Here is a 20,705-nt window from a genome sequence, read left to right as displayed (position 1 = left end):
TTCAGTTGTTACGCGTAACTAGAAAGATGACAAAGTACAAATCCCTAACATATCAATAGTGCTTGCGGTAGAAACAGGACTGCTTATTGAACAACAGAAATTAATATAGTAGATTCACTTTAAAACAAATACAGTGTGACTGGAATGAATTTTTCGTAGTCTCTGTGATAGCAGCAAGCAAGGAAAATTTGTACCAGTCGCACCTATAGTCAGAGCACTTTTAAACCGATACGGTGTTACTCGTCCTAGATTTACTAAGTGTACTATCTACGGTCGGTCGCCTTGTAGCGATTCTAAAATTCGTTGACTATAACTGGCAATGTATTGATTTTATTTTGAACTGACTATAGCAGTAAGACCACCTCATCTGATTGCTTATAACCATCACCTTTAACCATCATTTTTTATAAAAGTATTGAGATGTAATATGACTCATACTACATCTCAAAGGTCGGTCTAATCAGTTTCTTACTTGCGCAGGCTCAGCCACAATAACATTGCTGGCCATATTATCTACTTCAGACAAGGAGATAGGGCCTGATGGTCTACTGTTTGTAGGTGCACGGCTATTGGAGTTATTCGGTAAATTGCTAGGCACATTAGTAAGATTGCCGTTATTGCTACGCACTGGTGTATTGCGGGCTGGTGCGGGCATCATACTATCACCAGTATCGTCATCTGTTGCTTGATACTCTCCAGCACCATTATTGTTTGCATTGTCGGCAAAATTATTACCATCAACGTTACTGTTATAAGCATTGTTTGCAGTGCTGGCATCGGATTTAAACTGAGGATTCTGACCATTCATAGCCGTCATATCACCTGCTCCGTTACTATTATTGGGTAATGGTAATGGTGCTACACTGTCAATCATCAGCGCTGGCGCTAACGTACGTATGTCAGTGACCAAGCGTTGTAGGAGCATATTGTCTGGCGCTTCCAAGGTCACTCGCTCATTTTGTAAATGCAGTCGAGCAAATGGTGTTGATCTCAACATAGTCAAGATATTGGGCAGCACCTCTGCTGGTATACTATTCATACTACTGGCCACGCCTACCTGTATGGTTAACTCGCAAATACTTGCCTGCTCACCGAAACTTGTATTGAGTGCCTGTTGTAGTATGCTTTGCAACGCTTCATCCCCGACCGTTGCGCTACAAGTATATAGACTGCCACTGTCATCTACTCTAACGATGAGCTCAACTGGCGTTAAGACCTGTGCTGCTGGTTCAATGGTAGGCGGAACAACGACTGGGCCGGTGGCCACAGGTTCTACTGGAGTCATGTTAGGCTTAATTAACAGCGCCCATGCCGCAAAGCCTATCGTTACCACTGCCAGTATCAATAAAAATACCCGTACCAATAAATCATTGCGTTGATTACGGGTACGGACTTTCTCTCGCTTCATGCTGCCATTTTCTGCCAAATGATGGTCAGCAGGACTGGTATGCATAACATCCGTAAGATTATTTGAATTGCTATTGCGATGCTTACTTAAATTCACACTAGTATTTGGATGAACACTGCTATTCTCTATGGCAGCTGCTGTCGACGGCGTTATCGCGGTTGCATCAGGGGCACTGACTTTGTCCTTTGGCATATCTGGCACAGCTGCTATAGTAGCATCCGCTCTGACACTCGGTGCACCGGATGGTTGATGGATACTTTGAGAGGCCGTGATAAAAGGTGCTGACCATGTGGGTAAATACTGGCGCAAGGCAGATTGTTCTCTTTGCAAAAACGCAGGCAAAAACTGTCCATTCGCCAGTACTTTTAGCTCACGGTAGGCCAGTGGCGCAGCATTTATAAGTAACTGTACGGTAGCAAGCTCATCGATATGATGTGTGGCGGCAAGTTCTTGCACTAGAGTTTGCCGCATACTTGGGGCTTGCCATAGCTGCTCAAAGAGAGGAGTTTCTGGCACGCTATCAGCAACCACGACTTGATCCGACCTTAGCAGCTGCGAATAAACTTCTGGCAAAGCCAAGCGGGCTACCAAAATCGCATAAAACTGCTCGAGGAGGCAGACATGGGCGACGCTGCTATTATCACCCAACACAGCTGGCGTGACATGTTGTTCTAGTTGCTCAATAATACTCATAACTGACGGCCTCTACCGGCTTTAATGTTTAAATATATAAAAGAAGTAAATCGTTTTTTTATCCGCTTTGCTTAATGCCTATACTTTAAATGTCTGTACTTTAAATGCCTATACTTTATGAGTCGCGCCCTATGAAACGGCTGTGCTGTTGGTAGTTGTTGCTATGCGTCGCTCATATGAACGATTTTATCTTATCTTAAATATATATATAGACTTAAGTTTATTTTTAAGGCGCTGTAGACTGCTTGCTACAAATGCATTTAGCATTAACGTTACGGTCAGTATACGAAGCATTACTTACTCTCTTTTATACACTGTTATATTGTTAATAATAAATGATTATTAAAGCACAGTTCTCTACATAATGGGTTTTTGACTTACCCTGATCGTTGCTGAATCGATGATCAGCAATCATTATGGGCACTGTCATATCACTACTTATTATTGATTGTCTTACCCAGTGGTTATTTAGCCATCGCATTTAGGCGGTTCACCCTGTTGTATATACCACAATCACACACTAGGCTCGGCCTAAGGATTACCCTTTGCTTAACCATACGACCCTTATCATCATTATCACTGTTATTGTCAGCTTGTTGGCTTGGCAAAACAAGACACTATTCAATCGACTCATTTTTTATCCACCCGCGGTAAATAATGGTCAATGGGATCGTTTTGTGACCCATGGTTTTATTCATGCTGACAGTATGCACTTACTGTTTAATATGTTTACTTTGTATTTTTTCGGTCGTGCTATCGAAGGGTTATATCAATCATTTTTATTCGGTTATGGTTTCGTGGTGTTTTATGTGTTGGCTATCATTATCGCGATGATTCCAAGTTATATTAAAAATAAAAACAATGCCAGCTATCTCAGCCTTGGCGCATCAGGCGGTGTATCAGCGGTATTATTTGCCTTTATCTTGCTGGCACCTTGGGAAAAAATCTATTTATTTGCAGTCGTTCCTATCCCAGCGATATTATTTGCTGTCGCTTACGTGGCTTATAGCATCTACGCGGATAAACGCGGTGGCTCGAACATCAATCACATGGCGCATCTGTGGGGCGGCGCGTTTGGCATAATCGCCACTATTATTCTGGAGCCACAAGTGCTCCCGCATTTTTTAAACGCGTTATTATCGCCAAGCCTTTAAAGTATGATTTTTAGAAGTCTGTTTTAAGAAAGAAGCGTCACTTGTTTAAGTGGCTTAAGTAAGTGACGCTCAAATCTAAACCAGTTAAAAAAATTTAACTCCTTTTTAATTTCGTCGCGTTGCTCGGCATGTCGAGCATTTTTATACTTTAAGATTAGACAGTGACTTATGATTATAGATATTATCGGTGATATTCACGGTTATGCAGACAAGCTAGTGGGTCTGCTTACCCAGCTAGGCTATCGCCATAACGGACAATACTTCGTGCCGCCAGCAGGTCATCGGGCATTATTTATCGGTGATTTGATCGACCGTGGGTCGCAGCAGTTGACCACGTTAGAAATTGTTTTTGCCATGCTGGATGCGGATGTTGCCGATGCAGTAATGGGCAATCATGAATACAATGCTTTAGCCTTTGCAACGCTCGACCCTAATAACCCTCAGGAATACTTACGCTCACACAATGAGACACATACGCGCCAACACGAGGCTTTTCTCGCAGAAGTGCCCTTTGGCTCAGAAAGTCATCGCTATTGGCTTGAGCGGTTATATGAAATTCCCTTATGGCTTGAAACTGACTATGCTTGCTTTGTGCATGCTTGTTGGGATGTGGACAGCATGGCGGTATTAGCACCCTTATTGACTGCTGATAACTGCTTAACGCCTAAAGGACTTATCGTAACTGCCCAAGAGCATAGCGAGAATTTTGAAGCATTAGAGAGAGTATTAAAAGGTGTAGAGACACCGCTACCTGATGGCATGGTGATGGTTGATAAAGAAGGTACCGAGCGCACACGAGTGCGGGTACGTTGGTGGCTTGAAGGTCTTAACGAGCGTACGCTATATGAAGTTGCACGTGCCCCCTCCTCCGCATTGGCACAAATTCCAGCAGATGCTTTGGCAGAAAATATCAATTTTGCACTCAAAACCGATAAACCCGTATTCGTCGGTCATTATTGGCTAACTGGGACACCTGAACCATTGAGTCCACAAGTTGCTTGTACTGATTATTCGGCAGCGGTAGATAGTGGTTATCTAACAGGCTATCAGCTCGATACCGAGCAGCCTTTGCCACTCAAAGCCAGCAATTTTGTGCAATATCGCCATGACGAAGACCCAGTGATACAGTCATAATCGAAATACCATTTCACTCGCTTTAGCATTAATCGGTAAACTTGGCTTTACGAAGGCGGCAAAACTTTTGTATGATGGTCGTTTTGAGGATATCAAAGCATGAGTACCCAATCAGCTAGTGTTAACTCTGTTGAGCAAAAAAGTCCAATCGCCTCTCCTGCTGGTCAGCCAAAAGTTGGCATTATCATGGGCTCGCAGTCTGATTGGGCAACCATGAGCGCTGCTGCGCAACTGCTTGCAGATTTTGATATCGCTTTTGATTGTGAAGTGGTATCAGCACACCGTACGCCTGACCGATTATTTGACTATGCCAAAAATGCTAAAGGTAATGGCTTACAAGTTATTATCGCTGGGGCTGGTGGTGCTGCTCACTTGCCGGGTATGTGTGCCAGTCAAACGCCGCTACCAGTATTTGGTGTCCCTGTAAAATCCTCGATGCTCAGTGGTTGGGACAGCTTATTGTCTATCGTACAAATGCCAAAAGGTGTTGCGGTTGGTACTTTAGCAATTGGGGCGGCAGGCGCTTATAATGCAGCATTGCTGGCGATTCAAGTCTTGGCCTTGCATGACGACGCAATCGCTACTAAGCTGGATACTCTACGCCAAACACAAACCGAAACCATCCTTGCCAGCCCAACACCGGGCATTATCAACAGTTAAAAAATACAACTGAGCTAATGATAGTTTCTAAAAAAATACGAAGACCCATTATCTGATTATAAATGTTCTAAACTTGATATTTATGCTTAGATGAGTTCTACTAAATACAAGGTGCATACAGTGCACCTTTTCCTATTTTAATAGATTAGATTTCAGATCTAAATAGGGTCTGTTGAACATTCAAATGTGGCACTGGCAGTGGTTATTTTTTAGACAATACGCAGTGAAATTTTTGACGCCTAGTCATTCTAGGTTAGACAATTTCGCCATGTATTGGCAATAAATAGCCCTGCCCTGAAAGGCTGATGCTAAAATCACCCCAAACGTTGTTGTAAACCTAGCTAAGGTCTCGACATTATCGTCGGTTTACGCCTGATTTGATAAAACGTTTGGTGCAATTTTAGCGATCAGCAGTCCTAATATTTGAATGTTCAACAGACCCTAAACCGAATACCCTTTATTCATTTTCAATTCAAAGAGCCTGCCATGACCACAGCGAACGCTTATCCTGTTACCCAAACCATTCGTACTATCGGTATTTTAGGCGGTGGTCAGCTTGGCATGATGCTTGCCGAAGCGGCCATGCCTCTAGGCTATCAGTGTGTGTTTTTAGAAGACAACGCTGAATGCCCTGCCAGCCTTTACGGGCGCGTCTTTCATAGCGAGCAATTAGAAGCCTTTATTGCCGCAGCCGATGTATTTACATTGGAGTTTGAAAACACACCGACGGCGACGGTTGAACAACTGGCCAATTTATCAACATCTGGTAGCAAGCAAGGTATGTTTCCGCCACCGATTGCCCTTGATATCGCCCAAGATCGCTTAAAAGAAAAGCAAATGTTTAATGCCCTTGATATCGCCACCGTCCCTTTTAAAGCAGTCAACTCGGAAGCCGAGCTACAGCAAGCTTGCAGTGAGCTTGGAATGCCCATCGTCCTCAAGACCAGCCGCGGCGGTTATGATGGCAAAGGTCAATTTGTCATTAAGCAAGACAGTGATATCAAAGCGGCCTGGCAAGACCTCAAAGACGCTGTCAGTGGTAAAGGTGAGCTGACGCCAACGCCCGCGCCATTGATTGCAGAAGGTTTTATTCATTTTAGCCGTGAAGTCTCTATTATCGCGGCACGAGGACAGAACGGTCAGGTACGCTGTTATGATTTGGTTGAAAACCATCATCATCATGGTGTTTTGGCCAAGACCCAAGCACCTGCGGTTGGGACTAGCCATTTATTTAAGCAAGCGACCGATGCGATTACCACGGTCATGAATCATTTGGGTTATGTGGGCGTGATGGCGCTTGAGCTGTTCGTCACCAAAGACGCGCGTGGCAATGACGCTGTACTCGCCAATGAGATTGCACCGCGTGTACACAATTCTGGACACTGGAGTATTGAAGGCGCTGTTACCAGTCAATTTGAAAACCATATCCGTGCCGTGGTCAATTTACCACTCGGCGATACAGATAATGTTCATCCAGCGATTATGCTTAACGTCTTAGGGCAATATCCTGATATCAGCGCCGTGCTAGCTATCGATGGCGCGCATTATCATAGTTATCATAAGGCTGAACGTGAGGATCGAAAAATTGCACACATCACATTGATGCCCAATGATGTTACCGATTTAGAGCCTGCCTTAGCCAAGCTCGTCGCGGTACTTCCCAATAAAGTTGGTCTTGATAAAAAATTAGCCTCTGGTGTCATCGATAATCAGCCAGAAGTGACAGATCATTCGGCGGTTATAGCAGCTGATAAAACGTCTAAAGACAGTAACGACAAGGTTAAAAATGATAACGCTATTAAAGACAGCCAAACCAAGCCAGTTATAGAGGCTAAATCAAAAACAGAGAAGGCTAAAAAATAATGCAAATTTGGGTGGATGCTGATTCGGTGCCATTAATTGCCAAAGATTTGATTATCAAAACGGCTGAACGGACGCAGACAATGGCTATTTTTGTCGCCAATCAGCCAATTAAGCTGCGTAAGTCTCCGTTGCTCATCATGACGGTAGTGCCATCAGGTTTTGATAAAGCGGATGACTATATCGTAGAACAAATACAGCCAGGTGATCTTGCGATTACCAGTGATATTCCTTTGGCCAACGATATTTTGGACAAAGGTGGCATGGTACTGACCACACGCGGCATGGTCTATGACAAAAACAATATCAAGCAAAAGCTCAATATGCGCGATTTTATGGATACCATGCGCGGTACTGGCGTGCTAGAGCTACAAGAGATGAGCGGACAAAAACCATACGGTGACCGTGATAAAAAAGCCTTTGCCGATGGTCTAAATCGTTTAGTACGTTAATTTTTAATAATGCTATTTCCCTTCCACTCACTCTAAACCTCTCATAGCCTGTGCTCTTTGCAAACCGTATACAATCATAACCAAACACTATGCAATCGGCACGCTTCATAACGAAGTGTGCCAACCATTCTTGTTACGCTACATTCAGTTTTTACAACAACAGTAACGTACATAAGAATAGGAATGACTATGAAAATTTTAGTAATTGGCGCAAGCGGTCGAGTAGGAACAGATTTGGTCAAGCAATTATTGGCTGATAATCACCAAGTGGTAGGCACGACCCGTCAACAAGAAAAATTGTTCAATGATGACAATTATAGCCAGTTGGATTTAGACATTACGGCTCAAAAAGACGCGATTCAGAAGCAAATCGATCAAGATATCGATGCGGTTTATTTTGTGGCTGGTTCTGGTGGTAAAGATATCTTAGAAGTCGATTTACATGGTGCGATCAAAACCATGCAAGCGGTACAGGATAAAGGTATCAAACGCTACATCATGCTTAGCACCGTGTTCTCATTAGACACCAAAAAATGGGACGAATTAGGACTTGGCGACTTAAAAGGCTATTACATCTCTAAGCACTATGCCGATCAGTGGTTGGTAAATAACAGCAGCCTTGACTATACTATCGTACAAGCAGCGGCGCTAAAAGAACGCGAAGCGACTGGTAAAATCATCGTCAATGACAATAACTCTGGTGAAAACTCGATTGCAGATGTTGCCGCTACTTTAGTGGCTGTATTAAACGCGAGCAATACAACCAAGAAAGTATTTGGCATGCATAACGGTGAGACAGCAATCGATGAAGCTGTAGCCAGTGTATAAGCTTATTTGATAACGGCTTATAGGAATCTAACGAGATTAGATTTTTAAAAAGCTTAAAAGAAGGGTCACTTATTTATTGGCGAGCGTTCAAACAGCCAATCGATAAGTGACCCTTCTGCTTTGTACGGTATTCAAAATCAGTAAGGAAAGTAATTATTTAAACTGGGTACGCCTAACACTCTATCTCATTGATACATATAGTCAGAGCACTTTTAAACCGCTACGGTGTTACCCGTCCTAGATGTACGCAGTGTACTATCTGCGGTCGGTCGCCTTGTAGCGATTCTAACATTCCTTGACTATACAGTGTCGGCTATATTACGCCAAACCACTCGGAAACGGAATGACGTCCTCTAAGCTATTCACCCCTGTTATCACCATGAGCAATCTATCGATACCGACGGCGATACCGCTACAGGGTATCAAGTCATCGGATGCTGCCAATAGGTGCTCATCGATTGGCATGACTGGCAGGTTATGACGCTGACGCAATTGATTGTCTTGCTCAAAGCGTGCCCTTAACGCCTGCCCATCTGCCAGCTCGTCATAAGCATTGGCAATCTCAATACCATTGATATATAACTCAAAGCGCTTAGCCACCTTATTACCGTCTTTATCTAAAGCCGTTTTTGCTAATGCTGCCGTTGCTGGCGGATATTCTATAATCAAAGTCGGTAAATCGTGACCCAAGTTTGGCTCGACTGCATGGCTGAACAATAGGTCCAACCAACTTTGACGAATATTTTCTTCACTATTGGTTGCGCTGCTTTCTACACTATTAAAATCAAAACTGGTCAACCCTTTATCCTCTGCCACTGCTTGTAGGGTAGCTAGACTAGCCGTCAGCGGATGTATGCCGACGAAGTCCATAAAGGCATCCACATAGCGGTAATGGTTCATCACAATCGGATAGCCATAGAGCGCTTCTAGTAGTTCGCCAAGCTCAGCCGCCATATCGGCTAAGCTATAATGTGGCTGATACCATTCCAGCATAGTGAATTCAATATTGTGACGTACGCCTATCTCATTATCTCGAAAAACGGGACAAATCTGATAAATAGGCACTTGCCAGCTTGCCAGTAAACGCTTCATGGCAAATTCAGGCGACGTATGCAGGTAATAAGTATAAGGTCGATCTTGATAAGTAACTTGCGCAGCGACGGACTGCAAAAAAGTATCTGTATTGCCAGCTTGCGACAGTAGCGGTGTTTGCACTTCTAGTACTTGCCGCTTATCAAAAAACTGACGAATATCCTGCATGAATTGCGCACGCTGCTGCGCCATACCTAGCGTCATGGTTGGTGCGTAACTGGGCTTAGCATTTGGCTTAGCATCCGGCTTAACAGAAGAACTGATTGATTGATTCATGACTATTTACTGTGGCTAATGGATTATAAAAGTAAGTTTGTAAACTGAGGGTTAACTTTAAAACTGCCATTCACGGCGCAAATGATAATCACGGCGCAGTTGATCAAAATCAGCGCCATTAACTTGTCCATCAACTGCCTGACTCCGCAGAGAAGCATCATCTTGCATAATGTCATAAAACTTAATCAATCTATCTGGATGCGCCCTCAACTCAGACCATAAAAACATATTTAGTGGCAGCAGTTTTTGCATAGACTGCACAGGTACGACCGCCAGTTTTTCACATAATGCATCATAAATAATTTGCGTGCCGCGCAGCTTCCCTTCTACGGTATAGCCAGCGATGTGTGGCGTGGCGATAGCCAATTTGGCCAACAAGCCTTCAGAAATCTCTGGCTCGTGCTCAAACACATCAAGCACCACTTGCCGCTCGTTACGCTCAATATCTGCTTCTAAATCACTCACATTAATAACAGGTCCACGCGCGCTATTAATGAGCATGGTATGCGGCGACATCATTGCTAGAGCCTCTGCATTGATTAAATGACGCGTTGGATAATCACTGCCATTACTGCTTTGAACACTTTGTCCATCCGCAGCCTTTTTATCCGTACTTTTTTTGTCCGTGAGTGGCACATGTAAACTGACAACGTCGCTTTGGCTAAGCACTTGCTCAAAACTGGCGTTATTAATATCTGAAGGGTGTAATAACGGGTCATAGCCCAGTACTTGCCAGCCCAAAGCAGTCGCATACTGAGCGAGCGTACTGCCAATGTTGCCAAGCCCAATGATGCCCAAGGTTAATGGTGGCATTGATGATGTCATTAATAGCGTCGTTGATGGCTGCCAATACTGTGGACGCAGCGTTAAGATAGCCGTCAGTACATATTGGGCGACCGAATGTTTGCTACAGCCAGCAGCATTGGCAAAAGTGATATTGCGTGCAGCCAAATAATCTTGATCAACATGATCGGTACCGATCGTTGCAGAGCCAACAAACTCAACACTTTCATTATCAGCCAGTAATGCTTTATTTACTGACGTTACAGAGCGTATTAACAATATAGTTGGCTGTAATTCGGCAAGCAATTGCGCATTGATATCGCGTCCAGCCACTTTGATAATATTTACCGTCTGCTCAGTCGCCTGACCAAGCATAGTGGCAGTAAAAAACTCATCAAGGCTGGCGATATTACTATCCGCCAAAATAGTGATTTCTGTTGCTGTATCCGTCATCGCGTTAAGCCTTATTAAATATCTTTATCGATCAGTATTTTACTCTTTATGACTCAGCTGCTTTCACTTTGCTCATCAACCGCTGATTGTGTGTTTTTATCGCTCAACATGATTTCTTGTGGGGCGAATATTTCATTTTTGTGTTGCGATATCCACTCACGCCATACCGCAAGACCGATAGCCAATACCACAGGACCGATGAACAGACCAACGAAACCAAAAGCTGTTAACCCGCCCAAGACCCCGATAAAAATAATGATGAAAGGAATCTTGGTGGCACCGCTAATCACGATAGGACGGATAAGGTTGTCGACCCAGCTGATGACCAACACGCCCCACAATGCCAAACCAATACCTTCTACCGTATGACCCTGACTTAACAACCAAATCGACACCCCGCCCCACACAAATGGCGTACCAAACGGGATTAAGGCAATGATGAAAGTGATAATTGTCAGTAAAATAGGACTTGGCGCACCAGAGAAATAATAACCAATACCAGCAAGTATCGCCTGTGCCAATGCGGTCAGCCCAATGCCATATACTACAGCGCGAGTGGTCGTACCCACAGAGTCAATATAACCATCGATACGATTGCCAATGATGTTACGTAAGGCTTGACGGATTTGGCGAATCAAGCTTGTGCCATCACGATAAAAGAAGAACAGGGTCATCAGCGCCATACCAAGCTTGGCAAGACTACTGAACACCACATCAAAGGCGATTTTGCCATAATATAAATGGGACTGCACCCAAATACGAAACGCTTCTAGCGTCCCTTCAGGGTTTTTATTGATGCGCCACAGCACATCTTTGACTTGTTGACCGATAATCGGTAAATCTTTGACAGAATCAGGCACGTCCAAATAACCTACTTTAATACGATAGATTAAGTTGCTGATGATACTTAAGGCTTCCTGCTGCAAAATAAAGATACCGACCACGAGCGGCACACCGATCATAAGAGAGATGTTCACGGTCATGATAGCGGCGCTAACGTTTGAGCTGAACTTTACGCGTTGGTGAAAAAAGTTATAAATAGGAAAAGTAACGTACGCTAAAATCGCCGCCCATAGTGCCGGTACAATAAAAAACTGTACCACTTGAAAACATAATATAAACAGCACAACCAATAAAGTAATGGCCAATAAGCGCTGAATAATAAATTCTTTTGTCCAGTTTTCTATCATAGTGTATAAACCAAAAGCGGACAGCAAAACCTCATACGGCATTGCTGCAAAGTTTATAAATAGGTGAACAGCAATCTACGGACAATTTCCGTAGAGGGTATCCATTAACGAGGGTAGTTGGCTATAAATATACAGGTCAATATTGGCTACAAGTAAGCTTGCCTCACGTCAACCGTAACACAGTTGATGTCAATAATGTCTTAGAAAATAGCACAAGAAGCAGACTACCTACCGACAGGTATTATGCAACAAAGTAGGTCAAATAAATAACCCTATGTTGTAATCTTTCCTTACAATTTTTTTGGGCTAACTTCACTGGACCGTTACGTTGTTAACCAAACCATCATACATAGAATGAATGCCGAAAAACAATAACCATTGAGTACTATTTGCTGTCACTTTATGAGTCACTATCTAATAAGGTAAATCACTGGCGCGTTCTATTAGTATCAACAATTGATGTTATACTAGAATAATTGTTTTGAAATTTTAAGTGCCGCTACTTCAATTTGACCTTATTTATTTTCGTCATTATTAGAGCGCATCCTTTATCATAACCCTTCTTTATTCTTCCTCTCTAAACGCTATTAATGTCTAGCTTTTTAGAGTAGTGCAGCATAATTTGGGTCTGCTATATAAGCATTACATTGATGCTTATACAAGCGTTGTACGCATCATGCGAGTTCGATATACGAACTCACGGTTAAAAACAATGTAAAAAAAACCATGACTGACGCGCAATGCTTTGATGTAATTTCGGATTAATTTTTATTTTAAACCAATACTGATCCACCAAATTTTAAATACTATATTCATAGGAACAATAACAATGTCAAAAGACAATGATAACCCTAACCTTACTGCCTCAAATGAGGCGAGTAAGACCACTAAAACCCAAGACAGTGTTACTTTTGCTTTAGCCCAATCACACTTTTTGGTCGGTGATATTACCGCCAATGCAGCAAAAATGCGCACGCTGGCACTAGAAGCTCGCGAGCAAGGTGCTGATGTGATTGTCTTTCCAGAGCTCGCACTATTAGGCTATCCACCCCAAGACTTACTGCTGCGCCCAAGCTTGTCAGGTCGCATCAAAAGCGCTTTATCTAGCTTAAGTGATATCGATGACATAGTCATGATCGTTGGCTATCCGCACGTCGATCACCATGGCACGTTCAACTCAGCAGCCATCCTGCATAATGGGCATCAAAAAGGCTTTTATCATAAGCAAATATTGCCAAACTATGGCGTGTTCGATGAGCGTCGTTACTTTGACAAAGGTCGCAATCAAGTCCTATTTGATTATAAAGGCATTACTATTGGTCTGCTCATCTGTGAAGACTTATGGGAAAAAGGCCCTATTTCTGACCTCAAAAAGCAAGGCGCAGATCTAGTAATCAGCTTAAATGCCTCACCTTTCGAAATTGAAAAACAAGACAATCGTAAAACCATGCTGACCAAACGCAGCCGTGAAAATGGCCTCCCCATCATCTATGTCAATGCTGTTGGCGGTCAAGATGACTTGGTCTTTGACGGTGGCTCTATGGCAGTTCAAGCTGATGGCAGCGTTGCCCACGAAGCGCCACGCTTTATGAACCAATTGCTACTCGCGACTTTAGATGTCAAAACTGCCAAATTCAATGCACAGTCTAAAGCACCTTTGACCCTCAGCCGCGAATCAGAGATGTATCAAGCACTGGTGGTTGGCTTGCGTGATTATGTCAACCTTTCAGGATTCTCTGGCATTATCGTCGGTTTATCAGGTGGTATTGATTCGGCATTAACACTTTGTATCGCAGTCGATGCCTTGGGTGCGGATAAAGTTTATGCGGTCATGATGCCCTATGAATATACGTCACCAATCAGCTTAGAAGACGCACAAGCACAAGCCCGTCGTCTAAATGTTTCTTATACGGTTTGTCCAATTTTTGATGCGGTCGAAGGCATTCGTCATACACTTGCCCCGCTATTTAATAAATCACCTGCGGACACCACTGAAGAAAATATCCAAGCACGTGCGCGCGGTGTTGTATTGATGGCACTGTCCAATAAATTTGGACATTTGGTCATCACGACTGGCAACAAATCAGAGCTGGCAGTTGGTTATTCAACCTTATATGGTGATATGGCAGGTGGCTTCGATGTGCTAAAAGATGTTTATAAATCACAGGTTTATAAACTGGCCAGCTATCGCAACCGCCTAGAAGACACGCCTGTGATTCCTGAGCGTGTGATTACCCGTCCCCCATCAGCCGAGCTACGCCCTGACCAAAAAGATCAGGACAGCTTACCTGACTATGACATCTTAGACGGCATCCTGATGTCTTATATCGATGAAGACATGGGCTATCAAGATATCGTAGATAAAGGGTTCGATGCTGACTTGGTCGCCAAGGTTATCCAAATGGTCGACAATAACGAATTTAAACGCTGTCAGGCACCAATTGGCACGAAGATCAGCCATAAAGCCTTTGGTCGTGAGCGTCGTTATCCATTGGTGAATAAATGGTCGATAAAAGGCTAGGTTGCAACCATTGTCTGACTACTACCGTAAAGAAGTCAGACAATGACAACCTCCTTGTTCAAAAATCAATCTTTAATTATTAGCTGGGTGCTTGCCCAGCTTTTTTAGTTTCTGACTAGAATGTGTTGAACATTCACAAATAAGCTTTTCGCGTCCACAAATTAAACCCTTTATTTTTAACCTAACTACCCTACCTATTTCTATCCGAGTATCTCATGAGCTTGCTAACTGCTGGTGTGTTTATCTTTTTATTAATTGCGCTCAGCGCCCTTGTCTCCAGCTCCGAGCTAGCACTAGCCTCCGCCCGAAAAATCAAACTACAAGTGATGGCCAAAGAAGGCGAAGTGCGCGCGCTTGATGTTCTCAATATGCAAGAGCATCCTGGCAGTTTTATTACTGTGGTACAGATCGCGCTCAATGCGGTGGCCATTTTGGCAGGTGTTATCGGCGAATCAGCCATCAGTCCTTATTTAGAGCGTCTATTCGGTCATGAAGCGCTCGCCTCTGTTGTGTCATTTATCATCATCACCAGTGTTTTTGTGCTGTTTGCCGACTTGATGCCCAAACGTCTCGCCATGTCCAACTCTGAACCGATTGCCATCAAAGTTGTGCGGCCGATGATTTTTTTAATTTTTATATTAAAACCGATTATTTGGGTTTTTGATGGTGCAGCAAACCTGATTTTTAACTTATTGGGTATATCGACTGTCCGTCAAGATGAGATGACGTCAGAGGATATCTACGCAGTGATGGATGCTGGTGCAGAAGCTGGGGTGATTAAGCATCAAGAGCATCATTTGATCGAAAATATCTTTGAGATGCAAGAGCGCACGGTGACCTCAGTGATGAATCCACGCGAACACATCGTTTATTTTGATACCAAGGTCAGTACGGAGCAAGTGGTTGAGGTCATGATCAAACAGCCACATAGTAAATTTTTGGTCTGCCATGACGATGATCTAGAGCATATCATTGGCTATGTGGAGTCACGCAGTTTTTTAGCGTTGGTGCTTAACCAACAAGAGGTCAGCTTAACAAACAAAGCCTTATTAAAACCGGCGCTGTTTGTGCCTGATACTTTATCTTTGTTTGAAGTGTTAGAGATGTTTAAATCAACCGGTGCTGACTTTGCCGTTATCATTAACGAGTATGCGCTGGTCGTTGGAGTGATTACCTTAAAAGACGTCATGAGTATTGTCATGGGCGAGCTGGTCACTTTAGAAGATCAGCCCATTGTTCAGCGTACTGATAACTCTTGGCTCATTGACGGCATGACCCCAATCGAAGATGTGATTCGCTCACTTGGTATCGTCAATCTACCGCACAGCCAGAACTACGAAACGATCAGTGGTTTTATGGTCTATATGCTACGCAAAATCCCGAAGAAAACTGACAGCATTGAATATGCCAACTACCGCTTTGAAATTCTTGCGACTAATAACCTCAAAATTAACCAGCTACTAGTGACTAAGCTCGAAGAAGTAGCTTAATCGACTCAACATGCACTAACCTCTACTACCAAATATGGCGGTGCCGACTCGCACCATGGTCGAGCCATTGGCAATCGCCTCTGCCATATCATCACTCATGCCCATACTAAGCGTATCCCAGCCAGTTAATTCTGGATGGTCACGCTTGATGGCTTCAAATAATTGCTTGGTGCGGCTAAAAGCATCAGTGTTGGTTTTAGCAGGGATAATCATCAGTCCACGCAATTGCAGACGCTCATAACCTTTCATTGTGGTTATCAATTCCGGTAACTGCGCTGGCAAACACCCTGACTTGCTGTCTTCATTATCAATATTGAGTTGGATCAGAACGTTCAATGGCGGCAACTCGCTTGGACGTTGCTCATTCAGACGCTTCGCAATGATGTCGCGCTCAACCGTTTGTACCCAATCAAAATGCTCGGCAATATCACGCGTCTTATTACGTTGAATACTACCAATATAATGCCAAATAATAGACTCGCCTATTGCTTGAGATTTTAGGGTACTGATTTTTTCGATAGCTTCTTGCAGATAATTTTCCCCAAAGTGGCGTTGTCCTTGCTCAGCTAAAGTAGCAATCATCTCGGCAGGCTTGGTCTTAGAAACCGCAAGTAAAATAACCTCGTCTGGTGCGGTATCTTTGGCTTGTTCACCTGCCTGCGTCACTTGTCGTGTGACCTGTTGCCAGTTATCAATAAGGCTTAATTTATCAAAATTATTTTCAGTATCTTTCATATACAGCTCACAAGAATAAATGGTTCGATTATTTGTTTTGATTTTTATTAGGACTTCCATAAAAATCTTGCCATGAGCAAAATTTACACAATAAATAAATGACTGTCTAATTTTACATTTTCTTAGCCTAGTAGATGGTTAAATGCCAAGAGTCTTGTTATGATATTGTTACATGGTTTAACATATACTGCTAAAAATAATAGTAATAGTAACAACCATAGCCCAGCTCATCGCTAAATAACTGATCTAGCAGAGGATGATTGGTAAGGTTATCGTTTACAGCCTGCTGCTATGCTCTTTTCGTCTTACCCTTATTCATTGATAGGAATGCCTGATTATGGCTGAAAAAAACAATCTAAGCATCGAAGATCTGCTGCGCTTTACGGTCAAACATAAGGCATCAGATCTACATATTTCAGCCGGTATGCCAGCGATGATTCGGGTCGACGGTGAGATGACACGCATCAATATGCCAACGATGACGCATCAAGTCGTGCATCAGCTGATTTATGACATCATGAATGATAAGCAGCGTGCTGACTTTGAAGAGTTTTATGAGACGGATTTTTCTTTCGAGATTCCCAACTTAGCGCGTTTTCGGGTCAACGCTTTCAACCAAAATCGCGGTGCAGGCGCTGTCTTTCGTACCATTCCTTCCAAAGTACTGACTATGGAAGACTTGGGTATGGGCGAAGTATTCAAGCGTGTGTCAGATCTCAAACGTGGGGTCGTCCTAGTAACAGGTCCGACAGGCTCAGGAAAATCAACCACGCTCGCTGCTATGATTGATTATATCAACGAAACCCGTAAAGAGCATATTTTAACCATCGAAGACCCGATTGAATTTGTCCACGAATCTAAAAAAAGTCTGGTTAACCAACGTGAAGTACACCGTGATACCTTAGGTTTCGAGCCAGCGCTACGTTCAGCATTGCGTGAAGATCCTGATATTATCCTTGTTGGTGAGCTACGTGACCTTGAGACCATTCGTCTGGCCTTGACTGCTGCTGAGACCGGTCACTTAGTTTTTGGCACCCTACACACAAGCTCAGCGGCTAAGACCATTGACCGCGTGATCGATGTATTTCCTGCAGCGGAAAAAGATATGATTCGTGCCATGCTGTCGGAGTCGCTACAAGCGGTCATCTCACAGACTCTATTGCGTCGTCAAACTGGCGGACGAATTGCCGCGCATGAGATTATGCTGGGTACGCCAGCGATTCGTAACTTGATTCGTGAGAATAAAATTGCCCAAATGTACTCCGCTATCCAAACAGGTGCCGGTGATGGCATGATTACTCTAGATCAAACGCTTAAAAATCTTGTGACAAAGGGCACGATCAGCAAAGACGTTGCTCGTCCTTATGCCAAGCAGCCTGATGCATTTTTATAGCAGTGCTGATCTGATCAGAGCTACTAACTACTACTAATAGCCAGTGACTTTTTTATATACCTTTTTATACACTTTATTTATTTTTAATAGTCATGATTATTGATCTTTAAAAATGGACTTTAGACAATTTTTAATCGATTTACACCGAATGTAGGTAAGATATGGATATTGATAAACTGTTACAGTTAATGATCAATAAAAACGGCTCCGACCTTTTTATTACCGCTGATGTAGCGCCTTCCATGAAAATAAATGGGAAAATTCTACCCGTTGGTAAGACGCCCCTGAGCGCTGAGCAAACCATGCTATTGGTCAAAGGGGTAATGACGCCAAGCCAACAAAAAGAGTTTAAAGAGACGAATGAATGTCAATTCGCCATTACTGATGAAGCACAGCAAGCACGCTTTCGAGTCAGTGCCTTTGTACAGCGCGATATGGCGGGCATGATTTTACGGAAAATTGAGAATAAGATTCCAACCGTTGAAGAACTACGATTGCCGCCAGCATTGAAGGAGCTGGCCATGAAAAAACGCGGTATTATTCTATTAGTTGGCGCAACCGGCACCGGTAAATCAACCACTCTGGCTTCCATGATCGGTCATCGCAACCAAAACTCTCATGGTCATATTATTACCATCGAAGACCCGATTGAATTTGTTCATAAACACCGTGGTTGTATCATTACTCAGCGTGAAGTTGGTATCGATACCCACTCTTTTGAGGCGGGTCTAAAAAACACCTTGCGCCAAGCACCAGACGTTATTTTGATTGGTGAAATTCGTAACCGTGAAGTCATGAGTTATGCGATCCAATATGCAGAGACTGGTCATTTGGTATTCGCCACCTTGCACGCCAACAATGCCAACCAAGCAATTGACCGTATTATTCACTTTTTTGAAACCAGTCGCCACAATCAGTTATTTATGGATTTGTCGCTTAACTTACAGGCCATTATCGCGCAGCAATTGATTCCAACCCCAGACGGTAAAGGTCGGCGGGCAGCCATTGAGATTTTGTTAAACTCGCAGCTGATCAGTGACTATATCCGTAAAGGCGAAGTCCACGAAATCAAAGATGTCATGACGCGCTCCCGTGATAGCGGTATGCAAACCTTTGACCAAGCGCTCTTTGATCTATACGAACAAGGTGAAATCACTTATAAAGAAGCCATTCTGCACGCTGACTCTCCTAATGACTTACGTCTCAAAATTAAACTGAGCAGTAAAAATGGTACAGCTAATCTAGACGAAGGTGCTGATAGCTTATCGTTGGATGTCAGCTAATCTGTAGCAAGTAAGCAAGTCACACAATAAAAACAGCCCTCATTATTGAGGGCTGTTTTTATTGTGTGACCACTGCTGTCTGCAAAAACAAATACTTTTAAGGCTATTATTTTGCGCTGTCACGACATTCTTGATTGTTACAAATGCCGTATAACACTAGAGAATGACCCGATAGCTTAAAGCCATGCTCGGCGGCTACCTTGAGTTGTTGTTCTTCGATAATCTCGTTATGGAATTCGATAATCTTGCCGCAAACATCACAAACCAGATGATCATGATGCTCTGCCTGAGTGATCTCAAACACAGATAGATTGTTCTCAAAGTTATGGCGCTCAACAATACCTGCTTGTTCAAACTGCGTCAGTACTCGGTAGACGGTCGCCAGTCCCACATCTTCACCTTGTTCAATCAGTGCTTTGTACACCTCTTCTGCACTCATATGATGAAGCTCTGCGCACTCAAGCAACTCTAAAATTTTGATACGCGGTAACGTTACCTTTAATCCTGCTTTACGTAAATCTTGATTGGTAAAAGAAGCCATAATATCCCTTCTGACTGTTAAGTCTTAGCAAATAAAAACTAAAAAATATGAGGTAAATAATCGCCAGTGATTATTATTAATTAAATACTAAAGATCCAAATCTCAGTAGCCCAGCTTGTCTTGCATAAATTTTTAGCGTGGTTAAGGTATATAGATCTCACCGCAAGTCTATGAATTTAAAATATAAATAATCCAATGCCTTAGGTAGTGTTTGGTAAATAATGTCGTAAGTGGTAGGCAATTGCAAGTAAATGACGTATCATTTGTCCAAGATTGTCGGCAAGACCAGCACCAACACCCCTTGACCGTACCTAATCCATTTTTTATGAGTCATCTTACCATGATAAAGACATTAAATTTTCGTCCGTTAAGCCGTGCAAGTACATTACGCAAGATTGTCATGACCGGTATGCTTAGTGCCTCGGTTGTGATGTCTGGCTGCTCATTACTGAGTGTTTATAAAATTGATTTGCCTCAAGGGACAGCTATTACCCAAGTGCAAGCTCAAAAATTGCAAGTGGGCATGAATCAAAACCAAGTCCTCTATATTTTGGGTAGCCCAGCGATTAAAGACACGCTGGAGCCTAAACGTTGGGACTATATTTATGATTATAAAGCAGGCACAGAAGGCAGCCGTAAAGGCATCGCTGATGTCAAAAATGCCAGCCAGCATTTGGTTATTTACTTTGATGACAACGGCTTAGTCAGTCGCATCGAAGGCATTGAAACCCTTCCTGCTCAATAAATCTGATTATAAAT

The 20,705-nt window shown here is 43.1% G+C and carries 17 protein-coding genes; 11 read left to right on the top strand and 6 right to left on the bottom strand.

The annotated features are described in order from the left end of the window. Positions 1-460: 460 nt before the first annotated feature. Positions 461-2,101, bottom strand: coding sequence for a hypothetical protein (locus IOD06_RS10110; RefSeq protein ID WP_194620778.1), 1,641 nt, complete (start codon positions 2,099-2,101; stop codon positions 461-463). Between the two features lie 545 nt (positions 2,102-2,646). Here IOD06_RS10110 and IOD06_RS10105 point away from each other — a divergent pair. The 6 genes from IOD06_RS10105 to IOD06_RS10080 all read left to right on the top strand — a co-directional run bounded on the left by IOD06_RS10105 (position 2,647) and on the right by IOD06_RS10080 (position 8,189). Further along, complete coding sequence (locus IOD06_RS10105) at positions 2,647-3,255, top strand: rhomboid family intramembrane serine protease (RefSeq protein WP_010201910.1); 609 nt, start codon at positions 2,647-2,649, stop codon at positions 3,253-3,255. A gap of 168 nt (positions 3,256-3,423) precedes the next feature. Beyond that, positions 3,424-4,389: a metallophosphoesterase gene (locus IOD06_RS10100; protein ID WP_194620777.1), complete on the top strand. Its 966-nt coding sequence runs from the start codon at positions 3,424-3,426 to the stop codon at positions 4,387-4,389. Positions 4,390-4,488: 99 nt separating this feature from the next. After that, complete coding sequence (gene purE / locus IOD06_RS10095) at positions 4,489-5,049, top strand: 5-(carboxyamino)imidazole ribonucleotide mutase (RefSeq protein WP_194620776.1); 561 nt, start codon at positions 4,489-4,491, stop codon at positions 5,047-5,049. 486 nt (positions 5,050-5,535) lie between these two features. Beyond that, complete coding sequence (locus IOD06_RS10090; protein WP_194620775.1) at positions 5,536-6,912, top strand: 5-(carboxyamino)imidazole ribonucleotide synthase; 1,377 nt, start codon at positions 5,536-5,538, stop codon at positions 6,910-6,912. Beyond that, positions 6,912-7,361 carry a YaiI/YqxD family protein gene (locus IOD06_RS10085; RefSeq protein WP_010195720.1) on the top strand — a complete coding sequence of 150 codons (450 nt, stop codon included), beginning with the start codon at positions 6,912-6,914 and terminating at the stop codon, positions 7,359-7,361. The genes IOD06_RS10090 and IOD06_RS10085 overlap by 1 nt, the downstream gene beginning before the upstream one ends. Positions 7,362-7,550: 189 nt before the next feature. Further along, complete coding sequence (locus IOD06_RS10080) at positions 7,551-8,189, top strand: NAD(P)H-binding protein (protein WP_194620774.1); 639 nt, start codon at positions 7,551-7,553, stop codon at positions 8,187-8,189. 318 nt (positions 8,190-8,507) lie between these two features. Here the strand turns inward: IOD06_RS10080 and epmA are convergent, their stop codons facing one another. From epmA to IOD06_RS10065, 3 genes are read right to left on the bottom strand one after another with little or no spacing between them, the layout of a single operon-like run. Further along, complete coding sequence (gene epmA / locus IOD06_RS10075; RefSeq protein WP_194620773.1) at positions 8,508-9,557, bottom strand: EF-P lysine aminoacylase EpmA; 1,050 nt, start codon at positions 9,555-9,557, stop codon at positions 8,508-8,510. A 57-nt stretch (positions 9,558-9,614) separates the two neighbouring features. Then, the gene (locus IOD06_RS10070) at positions 9,615-10,793 is read right to left on the bottom strand and encodes a 4-phosphoerythronate dehydrogenase (protein ID WP_194620772.1); all 1,179 of its coding nucleotides are present in this window, start codon (positions 10,791-10,793) and stop codon (positions 9,615-9,617) included. A 53-nt stretch (positions 10,794-10,846) separates the two neighbouring features. Then, a complete protein-coding gene (locus IOD06_RS10065) occupies positions 10,847-11,983 on the bottom strand; it encodes an AI-2E family transporter (RefSeq protein WP_194620771.1) in 1,137 nt (378 codons plus the stop codon). 829 nt (positions 11,984-12,812) lie between these two features. Here IOD06_RS10065 and IOD06_RS10060 point away from each other — a divergent pair. Both IOD06_RS10060 and IOD06_RS10055 read left to right on the top strand, forming a co-directional pair. Further along, a complete protein-coding gene (locus tag IOD06_RS10060) occupies positions 12,813-14,504 on the top strand; it encodes an NAD+ synthase (protein ID WP_010195736.1) in 1,692 nt (563 codons plus the stop codon). 215 nt (positions 14,505-14,719) lie between these two features. Continuing rightward, positions 14,720-15,994 carry a hemolysin family protein gene (locus IOD06_RS10055; protein WP_194620770.1) on the top strand — a complete coding sequence of 425 codons (1,275 nt, stop codon included), beginning with the start codon at positions 14,720-14,722 and terminating at the stop codon, positions 15,992-15,994. 15 nt (positions 15,995-16,009) lie between these two features. Here the strand turns inward: IOD06_RS10055 and IOD06_RS10050 are convergent, their stop codons facing one another. Continuing rightward, complete coding sequence (locus IOD06_RS10050; protein ID WP_194620769.1) at positions 16,010-16,729, bottom strand: YggS family pyridoxal phosphate-dependent enzyme; 720 nt, start codon at positions 16,727-16,729, stop codon at positions 16,010-16,012. Positions 16,730-17,066: 337 nt separating this feature from the next. Between IOD06_RS10050 and IOD06_RS10045 the strand changes: the two genes are divergently transcribed. Together IOD06_RS10045 and IOD06_RS10040 are read left to right on the top strand one after the other, a co-directional pair. Next, the gene (locus IOD06_RS10045) at positions 17,067-18,122 is read left to right on the top strand and encodes a type IV pilus twitching motility protein PilT (RefSeq protein ID WP_010195743.1); all 1,056 of its coding nucleotides are present in this window, start codon (positions 17,067-17,069) and stop codon (positions 18,120-18,122) included. 161 nt (positions 18,123-18,283) lie between these two features. After that, positions 18,284-19,405 (top strand): PilT/PilU family type 4a pilus ATPase, encoded by a 1,122-nt coding sequence (locus IOD06_RS10040; RefSeq protein WP_189582949.1) that lies wholly within the window; start codon positions 18,284-18,286, stop codon positions 19,403-19,405. A 106-nt stretch (positions 19,406-19,511) separates the two neighbouring features. Here the strand turns inward: IOD06_RS10040 and fur are convergent, their stop codons facing one another. Next, complete coding sequence (gene fur / locus IOD06_RS10035; protein WP_189582952.1) at positions 19,512-19,946, bottom strand: ferric iron uptake transcriptional regulator; 435 nt, start codon at positions 19,944-19,946, stop codon at positions 19,512-19,514. A gap of 325 nt (positions 19,947-20,271) precedes the next feature. Between fur and IOD06_RS10030 the strand changes: the two genes are divergently transcribed. Further along, positions 20,272-20,691 (top strand): outer membrane protein assembly factor BamE, encoded by a 420-nt coding sequence (locus tag IOD06_RS10030; RefSeq protein WP_051000695.1) that lies wholly within the window; start codon positions 20,272-20,274, stop codon positions 20,689-20,691. Positions 20,692-20,705: the final 14 nt, after the last annotated feature.

The organism is Psychrobacter sp. N25K4-3-2, from assembly GCF_015351755.1.
Taxonomy (GTDB): domain Bacteria; phylum Pseudomonadota; class Gammaproteobacteria; order Pseudomonadales; family Moraxellaceae; genus Psychrobacter; species Psychrobacter glaciei.
This window is presented reverse-complemented; position numbering and strand designations above follow the sequence as displayed.

Bases quoted from the DNA above. Each gene is read 5' to 3' on its own strand.
- IOD06_RS10110 (WP_194620778.1), bottom strand. From the start codon at position 2,101: ATGAGTATTATTGAGCAACTAGAACAACATGTCACGCCAGCTGTGTTG.
- IOD06_RS10100 (WP_194620777.1), top strand. From the start codon at position 3,424: ATGATTATAGATATTATCGGTGATATTCACGGTTATGCAGACAAGCTA.
- purE (WP_194620776.1), top strand. From the start codon at position 4,489: ATGAGTACCCAATCAGCTAGTGTTAACTCTGTTGAGCAAAAAAGTCCA.
- IOD06_RS10090 (WP_194620775.1), top strand. From the start codon at position 5,536: ATGACCACAGCGAACGCTTATCCTGTTACCCAAACCATTCGTACTATC.
- IOD06_RS10085 (WP_010195720.1), top strand. From the start codon at position 6,912: ATGCAAATTTGGGTGGATGCTGATTCGGTGCCATTAATTGCCAAAGAT.
- IOD06_RS10080 (WP_194620774.1), top strand. From the start codon at position 7,551: ATGAAAATTTTAGTAATTGGCGCAAGCGGTCGAGTAGGAACAGATTTG.
- epmA (WP_194620773.1), bottom strand. From the start codon at position 9,557: ATGAATCAATCAATCAGTTCTTCTGTTAAGCCGGATGCTAAGCCAAAT.
- IOD06_RS10070 (WP_194620772.1), bottom strand. From the start codon at position 10,793: ATGACGGATACAGCAACAGAAATCACTATTTTGGCGGATAGTAATATC.
- IOD06_RS10065 (WP_194620771.1), bottom strand. From the start codon at position 11,983: ATGATAGAAAACTGGACAAAAGAATTTATTATTCAGCGCTTATTGGCC.
- IOD06_RS10060 (WP_010195736.1), top strand. From the start codon at position 12,813: ATGTCAAAAGACAATGATAACCCTAACCTTACTGCCTCAAATGAGGCG.
- IOD06_RS10055 (WP_194620770.1), top strand. From the start codon at position 14,720: ATGAGCTTGCTAACTGCTGGTGTGTTTATCTTTTTATTAATTGCGCTC.
- IOD06_RS10050 (WP_194620769.1), bottom strand. From the start codon at position 16,729: ATGAAAGATACTGAAAATAATTTTGATAAATTAAGCCTTATTGATAAC.
- IOD06_RS10045 (WP_010195743.1), top strand. From the start codon at position 17,067: ATGGCTGAAAAAAACAATCTAAGCATCGAAGATCTGCTGCGCTTTACG.
- IOD06_RS10040 (WP_189582949.1), top strand. From the start codon at position 18,284: ATGGATATTGATAAACTGTTACAGTTAATGATCAATAAAAACGGCTCC.
- fur (WP_189582952.1), bottom strand. From the start codon at position 19,946: ATGGCTTCTTTTACCAATCAAGATTTACGTAAAGCAGGATTAAAGGTA.
- IOD06_RS10030 (WP_051000695.1), top strand. From the start codon at position 20,272: ATGAGTCATCTTACCATGATAAAGACATTAAATTTTCGTCCGTTAAGC.